Below are 11,256 nucleotides of genomic sequence, written 5' to 3' on the forward strand. Positions count from 1 at the left end.
GATATGAAAATTAGAAGAACAGTTATATATATATCTTTGGCTACATTCTTTGCTGCATGTACCAATGATGATTATTTCTCCTCCAATGGAGTAAAACCTTTAAAAAGCAAAGGTGATTCTATTATTATCCTGCAAGATAGAAATCCAGATCTAACAACCGTATGGACAAAAGATGTGCCTAAGCGCAAAATACAAACCCGAAGTTATTTTCCTTTAGAAGACTATATAGGTGTAGGTTATAATGTAGGTAACTCTCTAATAGGTGAATACTCAAATGCTACAGACGCCGTTATTGATTTGGAAAAATTAAGAAGTCGCTTTAGCAAGGCAATCACAGCATTCAATATCAGTGAAACTAAAATCGAAAAAACGGCTTATACAGATTATGACAGATATGAAAAAAATACAAGTGTAACAAAAACGGTTAAATCAGGATTTAGCCTTAACTTAAAACTTTTCAAATTCGGCAGAAAAAAAGAAACCACTGAAATTTTTAAGACAACTAATATAACCGAGAGCAATAGAGTCTATGGGGAAGTTAGTATAAAACTTCAACAGGCACAATATAAACTTAATACAACAAATGTTGTACTGAAAACGATAGCATCAGAATGCTTGGACGAAGTATTTCAAATGTCGCTTTACTTGACTCCAATATCTGAAATATTGAACGATTACGGCCCATTGGTTATAAGCGGATATTATACCGGTGGCAGAGCTTCTGCATTATTCGTAGCTTCAAGTGACTACAAGTTTGACTATGAAAGCACTGAGAAAGACGTACAAGAACATATTGAGGCTTCGTTCAGTTGGGGTAAAAAAGGATTGCCCAAAGATAGTTTGAGTTCTGCTTCCGGTAACTTAGATTTTGGGAAAAATACGGGTAACAATATATCCAATACGAATAAAGTAAAAGATGTACATTGTTATATTCACACTATCGGGGGATTAGGCACAATAGAGACAAGTGCCGAAAGCATAGAAAATATGAATATTGATTTAACACCATGGCTGAGAACCTTGTCTGACCAGAGTAACCATGTTATGATTGGTTTAAGAGAAAATGGCGAAGGCTTGATTGGATTATCTGAACTTGTCTTAGAGATGAATTTCAAGCAAAGAATACAAGATACACACATGGGCTTTACAAGTAACATAGAAATGACAGAGCCTTTTATTGAAATAGTGAAAGTTTTTGTTCGCAACTCTAGTTCTGGAGAAAAATTATATGAAATAGCACCTGTATTAAATACCAGGCAAGGAGATCAAATTATACTCAGTGATGGGAAAAGTAGCCAAGCATCGGATGCAGAGTTAAAAGCAAATAGTAGTTATGATACTTTTATGGCAAAAAGCAAGATTATTACTGATGAAAAGAGTAAATATTATCAGTGTGAGATTAAAGCTAATTCCAATAAAACGCTCAATCCAATAATTCGAATACCTTTCAATATAAATCTTCCCGGTTTATCTGAGAGTAATATGTACAAATTTAAGAATCCGAACACTAATATTTGGTATATATATGATCCGGTTAAGCGATATGCCTATTCTTTCTACGATATAGATAACTTTATACCGGAAACCTATGGTATGAATAACTGGATAAATACTGTACCGGAAAAAGCAATATCAATGACAACATTATCTCAATTCTACAAAATAATTGGATTATAATACAATGAATAAGCTAAAGATAATATCAACAATTATCGTCACACTCAGTTTCTTTAGTTGTGCCAACAATAATGAAATCGAGGAAATTCCACTAAAAATTCCTGACTTAAAGCAAACAGAATGGGAAGGTACATTGATAACAAAAACGTCAGGACAGATAACCGATAATGGTAAAGTTAGTATCTTATTTCTCACTGAAAATCGCGGAAATTCCGTGGTGGTTAAGAACGGACGAGTTCAGAAGTGGGATTTCAAATATACCACAGATGATAGGCTATTAACCATAGAACAACCTTTTAATTCTATCAACCTTCACTTTTTAGAAGGTGACTGGATATTAACAGAGATAGGAGTAAATAGACTGGTGTTAGTACAAGGACTTAATGATGAGTACAAACAAATGATTATGGATATCTATAAAATAGAATAAATATTTATCCCTATACGGAATCTAGTTACTATAAATAAACTGAGTAGGAAGGAATTTAAGTCGTTTCCTTCCTACTTTCCTTTATTACTTGTCAATCTTTACCTTTTGCAAACGACCTCCGCTGTTAGGATTTGCAGAAACCTTACACTCATTAGAAATATCTAATGCAGGCAGGTAAGCACAAAAAAATAGGGGAACCTCCCGGCCTCCCTATTCGTATTGTTAACTTTAATATTAAATGCAGAGTATATCTCCATTTAATGCCTTTATGCCTTAGCGGATGGTTTTCAAACCTTTTATCTCCGCTTTATCAGCCTCTTTGATGCTGATGGCAACGCCACCACTGGCGGCTAATTTCTGTTTCAGTACACTCTTAGGTGTCACTACTACCTTACGTATACGATAGCTTTGGGGATTGGTATCCCAATCTGCATCCTTGCCATCTTCGTAAATGGTAGCGATGTATTGTTTTCCTTCCGGAAGCCAGGAGAAAGGAATCGTTGCCGTACGACTATTCTCATCGGTAATGCCGCCAACAAACCATTCGTTTTTACCTTTTGCCTTGCGGGCTACGGTAATGTAATCTCCCGGTTCGGCTTCCAGGTACCAGCTATTGTCCCAGTCTACCGCAACGTCTTCAATGAAGCGGAAGGCATCCGGGAAACGGGCGTAATTGGAAGGCAGGTCGGCTATCATCTGGATAGGAGAAGGCATGGTCATGTAGAGTGCCATTTGCTTCACCAAAGTGGTATGCACACGTTCGTTGGGCTTCTCACCGTTGTAATAAGACAGTCTTGTCTCGAAAATACCCGGGGTATAGTCCATCGGACCACCTTTCAGGCGGGTAAAAGGCAGGATACAAGTATGATCGGGATCATTGCCGCCCATTGTTTCGAACTCTCCGCCACGGGCAGATTCCTGGGCCAGCCAGTTAGGATAAGTACGGCACAAACCGGTGGGGCGTACTGCCTCGTGGCTATTAACCATTACTTTATAATCAGCTGCGCGACGGGCTACATGGATGTAATGGTTGTTCATCCATTGGGAAGAGTGATATTCATTACGGGGGATGATGTAACCTACATAACCGGTTTTCACGGCATGATAGCCATTGTCTACCATGAACTGGAAGGCCTCATCCAATTGGCGTTCGTAGTCGGCAGCATTCGCGGCTGTTTCGTGATGCATTACCATTTGCACGCCTTTTTCTTTGGCATAACGCTGCAGCTCTTTAACGTCGAAGTCGGGATAGGCTTTGTTGAAGAGGAACTGACGGTCTTTCCGGTAGGAAGCCCAATCTTCCCAACCTTCGTTCCAGCCTTCTACCAGTATTCCGTCGATGCCATGGGCGGAGGCGAAGTCGATATATTCCTTCACATGGGCGGTATTGGCGGGGTGATGGCCATTAGGTTTCAGTTTGGTATAATCTGTGATGCCGGGCTTGGCCTGGTAGAAATCACTATACGCCCAGGTCTTTCCTTCGCCTGTGAACATTTCCCACCACACACCGACGAATTTCATCGGACGAATCCAGGAGGTATCTTCATATTGGCAAGGTTCGTTCAGATTATAAATCAATTGAGAAGCGAGAATATCGCGGGCATCATCGCTAACAATAACGGTACGCCAGGGAGACAGCACGGGCAGTTGCAGGTAACCTTTCTTACCCAATTTATCGGGAGTCAGGTGGGCACTCAGTTTAAACTGCTTATCGTCTACATTCAGCAACATACCGGCATAATCCACTAAAGCGGCTTCATGGATATTCAGGTAGATGCCATCTTCGCTTTTCATCATTAGCGGGGTTTGTACTGTCAAGCCGCCTTCGGCTTTCGATTCATAAGATTTCTTGGCAATTCTTTTCTCCATATCCACTGCTATTTCCGATAGAGGGGCGGTGGTATAGGCAAACTCATTGGTATCATAGTCGCCGGGAATGCAGAAAGCTTTGTGATTTCCCGTGAGATTGAATTCGGTTACTTCATCTTTTACGGTGAGGTAGTTCATCTTGCGTTGCAAAGGCAGTTCGTAGCGAAAGCCCAGGCCATCATTGAACAGACGGAAGCGGATATTCAGGATACGTCCTGTTTCCGGTTGCTCCAGGGTGACGGTCATTTCGTTATAATGATTCCGTACCCGGTTGTACTCACCCCAGACGGGATTCCAGTAGTTATCAACAGAAGCACGTTCAAGGTTTGTTTGTTTGAATCCACGGGTCAGGTCGGCTTCTTCCGTCAGGAGACCTAAACGACCGGAAGTTAAAACGGGTTTGCCTTTATAGTCCAGCCGGTATGCCGGAACGCCATCTGCCTGCTCCATAAATACCAGTGACAGGTTACCGTCAGGAGAAGTGAGTTGCTGGGCCGAGGCGAACGAACCGAGGCAAAGGAAAAAGGCAATAAAAAGGGAATGTTTCATATTCTATTATGGTTTTAGTATTATACATAAACTGATAATTTACAAGACGAACATTGAAAGACAGAACTATCCCAATTCCCCTCATCTTGGGAGGAGGGGTGCCCAAAGGGCGGGGTGGTAGGTAGGGAAAAGATTCCTTAGACTTATGATTGATAGGTATTTTATTGCTTCACCTACCACCTCCCCCTACGGGTACTCCTCCTCCCTGGAGGAGGAGAATTATAGTTACTTCATATTATAGTTACTCCATATTATAAATGCTTCGTAATTATATCGAGCTTGATAAATTATCATTTATTCATATTATCATATCATCATATTATCAATACTTAAAGATTCGATACTGATAAGGGCACAGGCTCAGTTCTGCTTCCAGCTTCTCTTCTGTTCCGCTATACATATCTTTACTTGGATGTCCGTTCCACTCTTGCGGAAGCGTCACATTTACTTCACGATTACGTACATTTACAGCAACCAACACACGATCTTTGCCATCCTGTTTCTCAAAGAGCAGCACATCGGGTTGCGGATATGTCTTCAATCCCCCTTTACGAATAGCCGGATACTCGTTGTAAAGAGCCATCAGACGGCAGTATTCCTGATACAGTTCACTGTTCCCGGTCCAATCCACCGGAACATACGTAAAGAAGTTGATAGCTTCGGGATAACCCGCCTCTTGTGAACCATAAATCAACGCTCCTCCATGCAGATAAGTAGTCAGCACGAAAGCTGCCATAGAGCCGCGCATATCTCCGAATTCTTTAATAGGCGACATCTTTGCCGACTCATCATGATTGGTGGTAAAACGCAGTTTCACTTTTCCTACGGGGATAGTGTCATACTCCGCTTTATCCGTAGCAAACAGTTCCTGTGCCGGAGCATCTTTTACGAATACATCGCGAAGTGACTCCAGAAAGTCCCAGGAATAATTCATATCGAAACCAGCATCAAAGTGGTCGCGTCTTTTCCCTTCAGCCAGCATCAACAACGAACGCTCGGGGATGGCACGCAAAGAGTCGAGCGCCTGTTTCCAGAAGTCGAAAGGAACAAAGTCCGCCGCATCGCAACGGAAACCATCGATGCCGATTTCAGTAACCCAAAACTTCATGGCTTCAATCATTGCCAGGCGCATCTCCTGATTATCAAAGTTTAAGTCAGCTACATCCTTCCAACCGGTTCCGGCAGGAAAGATTATATTGCCGGCCTCATCCTGCGTATACCATTCTTTGTTGGCAATCCAGGCATTGTCCCAGGAAGTATGATTGGCTACCCAGTCGATAATCACATTCATCCCCTTCTGATGGCAAGTGGCAACTAAGGCCTTAAACTCATCCTGTGTTCCGAACTCCGGATTCACTCCTTTATAGTCCTTCACACAATAGGGGGAATTCACAGATTTCTCCTGCCCCACTTCATTGATCGGCATAAACCACACCACGTTGATTCCCAATGCCTGAATGGAATCTAAGCGACGTTCCACCGCCTTGAATGACTTCTCAGGAGCAAACACTCGCGGATTGACCTGATACATCACCACATCTTCCACAGCAGGCAATGCCGCAACTTCCACCACCGCTTCGTCCTGCCGCTTACCTGTACAGGCAGCAAGCAGGCACAGCAGGCTTACAATAAATATATATTTCTTCATATTATCCTTCTATTTTCCAGATGTAATATTGATAGGGCTCCAACGTTATCGTTCTTGGCAACACGGTGCTTTCTCCGGTCCAGAGATTCTTTGCACTATCCCCTACCCGCTCCATAGGCAGATTCAATCTTTCCTGATTGCCACTGGTATTTATCAGTACCAGTATCTTTTCCGTACTGGAAATACGATAAGAGCATATCGCTTTACTCGTCTGATAAAGTTTGATCTCTCCATTCTGTAAAGCGGGAGAATTGCGATACAACTGCATCAGTTTGGTATAATCCGCCTGATAATCGGCATTAGAATTCCAGTCCATCGCCTGATAGCCAAAGAAAGAGAGGGCCTTGTCATAAGCCAGTTCCTGCGAACTATAAATCATTGGGCAGCCACCCATAGAAATAGAGGCCACAAAGGCTGAGAAAGCACCTTCTTTGGTTTGATAAGCCTGCACGGGCGATTTCTCGGAAGCCATATCATGGTTAGTGGAATAACGCATAAGTAACCGTTTATCTGTTACCGAAGCAAGCTCACTACGATGTGTATCATACAAATTAGCCACAGAAGCGCTTCCTGCATATACATACTGTAGTTTATAAGCGAAGTTCCAGGCATACAGCATATCAAAACCTGCATCGTAGAGTGCGGTTTGTGAACCTTCGGCCAGCATCAGCAAGGTACTTTTGGCGGCACGAAGCTTCGTGATAGTTTCCTTCCAAAAGTCATTGGGCACACCTTCGGCATGGTCGCAACGGAATCCGTCTATGTCAGCTTCGGTCAGCCAGTAAAGCATAGCCTCCTGCATGGCGGCACGCATGGCAGTGTTGTCATAATTCAAATCAGCCACATCGTCCCAACCCATTCCCGGGGGAGAAACAATATTGCCGTTGGCGTCCTGCGTATACCAGTCCTTATGCTCCGTAGTCCAGGCATGATCCCAGGCGGTATGGTTAGCTACCCAGTCCAGGATGACCAACATACCTTCGGCATGGGCTTTCGTGACTAATGCTTTCAGATCGGCCAGCGTTCCATAGGCAGGATTAATAGCCCGATAGTCTTTCACACAATACGGAGAACCGACAGCATTCTTTTCACCTTGCTGGAAAATGGGCATGAGCCAAAGAACATTGGCTTCCAGCTTTTTGATACGCGGCAGTTGGGCAGTCAGTCCATTCAGTGCTTGCGTTTCACCGAAGAGTGCCGGATTGGCTTCATAAATCACCATTCCGTCTGTAGTAGCGTCACCTGCGGGAGGCGGCATATCAGGATCATCATCCGAACTGCATCCGGTAAAGCTCAACAGCAAAAGGCTGGAGCACAAAATCTTAAGGATATCCTTTATTCTCATATCTATTTAATTAATTGAGATAGTATAAGTTATAATTTCAAATAATCTGTTTCAAGCAATGAAACTAAGAGTTTCTCGGTGTGAAACAGAGAGTTTCAAGTAATGAAACTACTTGTTTCAAGGCATGAAACAAACGGTTTCCCATCTTGAAACTCAAAGCATCTTAAGGCTTGGGCAATTTTTCATAAGAAGTAGCTGTGATAGAGAAGTAGATATCTCCTATCAATGCTGTATACAGCCCGCCATCTTCTATTTGCTGTCCGCCTCCATTGTTATTGAAAATCAGATTCGAATACTTACCCATGTGCTCCGATAAATCAAAGTACTTATAAGTAACACCATTGATCTCCCTCGTTCCGGTTACTTGTATGCCCGGCCAACTGTCGCCAATTGCAGCGTCGCCCCAGCCATAGAGAGTCAAAGCTTCCCAACCGGAGTTATCCTGTACATACACGGTGCAATCTTTTATTTCACTACAACCCGCTTCCGAGGTGCGGAGATAGTAATCGCGATCTATCGTCAGATTATAGTCTTTCAACTGATTTCCAACGCCGTTATCATTGAATATCAGGTTGATATTCTTATTTGTGCAAGCCGGTGTCAAATGGAAACACTTATACGTTGTACCATTGATTTCCTTCGTTTCTGAAACCTGTATGCCGGGCCAGCTGCTACCAATAGCCGCTTCTCCATAGCCATACAGCGCCAACGCATTCCAACCGGTATTATCCTCCACATAAAGGGAATAGCTTGTACCGTGTGTTGCAGGATCTATCTCCTCACACTTCTCAGGAGTTATGCTGAAATAGAAATCGCGGCTGAAAGTGATGTTCTTTACGAAAGACAGCACGAGTCCCGGATCGTCTTCCTTTTTGTTATTATTAAATGTCAGTTTCAGACTCTGATTCATCAATTCCACATCAGTTTCAAAGTATTTATAAACTACTCCGTTGATTTCCTTCGTTCCGGCAGGTTCAAGTCCCGGCCAGTCTTCATTGTTATCACCTGCCCCGGAGATGTAAAGTGCCAGATCTCCCCAACCGGACTGGTCATCCACATAGATGCAATAACTTGCTTCCGGATCTATCTCTTCAAAGCCTTTATCGGTAATGCGGAAGTAGAAGTTTCTGTTGAGTGTCACCACCGGACCGTCAAACTGCTTTCCATCATTATTATTGAAAATTAGATTCACACCTTCATAACCATCCAGAGCTTTCCCCATATCGAAGTATTTATAAGTAACTCCATTGATCACTTCCGTACCTTTCACCGCAATACCCGGCCAAGCAGGTGTTACATCACCGGCACCAGCCCAACCGTACAAGTAAAGATTATCCCAACCGGATTTATCAGCCACATAAACCACAAAGCCATCATGTCCTTCTTCTTCAGTTTCAAAATATGCTTTCCAGCGGTCCACCCATACATTGGTACGGGTTCCTACCTTTACATCCAACTGATGCACCACAGCCTCATTCTTCACCGAACGTTCCTCACCTTTCGAGGCCGATACGAAGTAGAAGCCGTCTGCCAGTGTCTTTCCATCTTTGAAAGTAGAAGGTAGCAGATAGATTCCCCACTTGGATTCACTACCGGTAGCTTTCTCCAACTGCCATTCCAGATTACCTACAGCAGCTTCGGCTCCTCCGTTGAAGTCGCCCACAATGTAGTATTCGTCATCGGCAGCACTGCCTTTCGGCATGATGACTTCCAGCAATATAGCGTTCGCCTTGATTTCGAACTGAGGCAGTTCATCATCGAATATAATCGTATCTGTATCGTCGCACCCGTTGAGCAGAGCAAACAACGGCAACATAAACAGCCAATAAATTATCTTTTTCATGGATTTTCTGTTTTTGAGTTATTTATAATTCGGGTTCTGTATCAGTCCTTGATTGACAAGCAATGCAGAAGCAGGCAACGGATACCACTCATATTTACGATCACGCTTGGCGGGATAAAGTTGACCATTGTCCGTGGCACGTCCGAAGAACCACCACTGGCCTTGCGTGAATTTGTCGAAACGACGCAGGTCTGTACGGCGGCGGCGACCTTCATTCAGGAACTCAACACCCCACTGGCTCAACATCCAGTCCATATCGAAAGCAGTGAAGCCACGGCCCGGTTTGTCTTTCACGTCTGCCCAGTCGCCGGTACTGAAGTAACGTTTACGTACTTCATTCACCAGTTCTTTGGCCTTGTCGGCTTGTCCGGCACGCATTTCACACTCAGCCAGCATATAGTACACTTCGCTCAGGCGGAATTCCACTTCATCGATGTTCTGAAAGTCGATGGCTGCGGAAGTAGGATATACCGGGTATTTCACCAGACGGAGGCCGGAGTTCGTCTCACCCCAACGCGGTGACATGACGGTTTCCAAGTTGCGTCCGAGGTTCATAAACGTACCTACCTGGTCTACATACGCCAAGTCTTGTCCGTCACGGTCGGCATCGGCTTTCAAAGCTTCACCATTACCATAGTTAGCTTTTATGGTACCTTTCAGGAAGATACCGCTGTAGCCGTTCTTCTTATCATAATTATAGTTCTTTTTACGGATGTCGCGGTCGTCGAAGCGTTCATAGACTGCACCCAGTTTATCACCATAAGCCGCATCGAGGAAGCAGGTAGCTCCCTGTGTACCTCCCAGTTCATTCACCGTTCCCGCATTGTCATACGAAGGAACCAGACAAGTGCAGTTCCAACCACTCTGACTGTAAGTGCCTCCGAAATAATCCCAGATATTATAAGGATAGAAAGTCATGCGCATCCATCCCATATTCAGTTTACCGTCTTCGCAGGCAAAAGCCATGATGACTTCGGGACATTCCGTATTATTGATAGAGTAAATATCGCGGTAATCCTTTGCCAATTCATATTTTCCATATTTACCGCTGATTATTTCACGGCACAGTTCGGCACATTCGGTATAGTGGCTTTCTTTGATGAACACTTCGGCATTCAGCAACAGACGGGCCTTGATCATACGGTTCACGGCCTTGTTCATGCGGTTCACCTGATTTTCGACCATTCCTTCGTAGCAATCATCCAGCTCGGTAGCAATGAAGTTATAAATCTTCTTGCAACTTGTATCGAAGTCCGGATCGGCAGTGGGTGGCAATTCACCGTCTACGGTGGCCGGTTCAATATTCAGCGGCAATGCACCACCCCAGATTTCAAAGATATTGTAATAAGCCCAGGCACGGAGTGTACGTACTTCGCCTTCATAAGCTTTCAGTTTCTCATCAGTCATCTTCAGGTCGGCAGAAGTTAGCTTTCCCATATCAGCCAATAAGGTGTTACACAGGCCGATAGTGGTCCATGCATTCTCCCAGGCACTACGGATAATCTTGGCATCGGGAGTCCAGTTCTGAATGGAGAAGATAAACTTTTCGCCTTCATCATATCCCCACTGACCGCCATTCCATACACGCCAGGTCACCTGATCGGCAGGAAATTCCTGCATGTACCAGAAGTATTCGGCATAACTGGTAGCACCTGTGGAATAAATAGTAGCTACCGCACTCTTCACACTATTCTCGTCCTGATAATAGACGCCGGAGTCTACACGGTCGAACACTTCTTCCGTAAGGTCGAAGCAACCGCTCAATGAACAACCCAGAATGATTGCCAACAGACATTTATATTTCAGATATTTCATAATTCTTTTCTGTATTTAGTTATTAAAGGAGTTGACAAGGCTTCAGGCGACAAGTTGACAAGGGGAAATGACTCTCTTAC

7 protein-coding genes are annotated in these 11,256 nt (G+C 43.8%); 2 read left to right on the forward strand and 5 right to left on the reverse strand.

The genetic code is table 11. The features are described 5' to 3' along the window. The first annotated feature begins 3 nt into the window (after positions 1-3). Both DWW10_RS02060 and DWW10_RS02065 read left to right on the forward strand, forming a co-directional pair. Complete coding sequence (locus DWW10_RS02060; RefSeq protein WP_022392282.1) at positions 4-1,677, forward strand: BSAP5a family pore-forming toxin; 1,674 nt, start codon at positions 4-6, stop codon at positions 1,675-1,677. A gap of 4 nt (positions 1,678-1,681) precedes the next feature. Continuing rightward, positions 1,682-2,107, forward strand: coding sequence for a hypothetical protein (locus tag DWW10_RS02065; protein ID WP_022392283.1), 426 nt, complete (start codon positions 1,682-1,684; stop codon positions 2,105-2,107). Between the two features lie 273 nt (positions 2,108-2,380). Here DWW10_RS02065 and DWW10_RS02070 read toward each other — a convergent pair whose 3' ends face one another. The 5 genes from DWW10_RS02070 to DWW10_RS02090 all read right to left on the reverse strand — a co-directional run bounded on the left by DWW10_RS02070 (position 2,381) and on the right by DWW10_RS02090 (position 11,176). After that, complete coding sequence (locus DWW10_RS02070; protein WP_022392284.1) at positions 2,381-4,525, reverse strand: glycoside hydrolase family 97 protein; 2,145 nt, start codon at positions 4,523-4,525, stop codon at positions 2,381-2,383. Positions 4,526-4,847: 322 nt separating this feature from the next. Beyond that, on the reverse strand, positions 4,848-6,173 hold the full coding sequence (locus tag DWW10_RS02075; protein ID WP_022392285.1) for an alpha-amylase family glycosyl hydrolase: 1,326 nt from the start codon (positions 6,171-6,173) through the stop codon (positions 4,848-4,850). A 1-nt stretch (position 6,174) separates the two neighbouring features. Beyond that, positions 6,175-7,518, reverse strand: coding sequence for an alpha-amylase family glycosyl hydrolase (locus tag DWW10_RS02080; RefSeq protein WP_022392286.1), 1,344 nt, complete (start codon positions 7,516-7,518; stop codon positions 6,175-6,177). A 163-nt stretch (positions 7,519-7,681) separates the two neighbouring features. Next, a complete protein-coding gene (locus DWW10_RS02085; RefSeq protein WP_022392287.1) occupies positions 7,682-9,361 on the reverse strand; it encodes a starch-binding protein in 1,680 nt (559 codons plus the stop codon). An 18-nt stretch (positions 9,362-9,379) separates the two neighbouring features. Then, positions 9,380-11,176 carry a RagB/SusD family nutrient uptake outer membrane protein gene (locus DWW10_RS02090; protein ID WP_022392288.1) on the reverse strand — a complete coding sequence of 599 codons (1,797 nt, stop codon included), beginning with the start codon at positions 11,174-11,176 and terminating at the stop codon, positions 9,380-9,382. Positions 11,177-11,256 lie beyond the last annotated feature (80 nt).

It is taken from the genome of Bacteroides intestinalis (genome assembly GCF_003464595.1).
Classification (GTDB): domain Bacteria; phylum Bacteroidota; class Bacteroidia; order Bacteroidales; family Bacteroidaceae; genus Bacteroides; species Bacteroides intestinalis_A.

Coding starts and splice junctions, on each gene's coding strand:
- DWW10_RS02060 (WP_022392282.1), top strand. CDS start 4: ATGAAAATTAGAAGAACAGTTATATATATATCTTTGGCTACATTCTTT.
- DWW10_RS02065 (WP_022392283.1), top strand. CDS start 1,682: ATGAATAAGCTAAAGATAATATCAACAATTATCGTCACACTCAGTTTC.
- DWW10_RS02070 (WP_022392284.1), bottom strand. CDS start 4,525: ATGAAACATTCCCTTTTTATTGCCTTTTTCCTTTGCCTCGGTTCGTTC.
- DWW10_RS02075 (WP_022392285.1), bottom strand. CDS start 6,173: ATGAAGAAATATATATTTATTGTAAGCCTGCTGTGCCTGCTTGCTGCC.
- DWW10_RS02080 (WP_022392286.1), bottom strand. CDS start 7,518: ATGAGAATAAAGGATATCCTTAAGATTTTGTGCTCCAGCCTTTTGCTG.
- DWW10_RS02085 (WP_022392287.1), bottom strand. CDS start 9,361: ATGAAAAAGATAATTTATTGGCTGTTTATGTTGCCGTTGTTTGCTCTG.
- DWW10_RS02090 (WP_022392288.1), bottom strand. CDS start 11,176: ATGAAATATCTGAAATATAAATGTCTGTTGGCAATCATTCTGGGTTGT.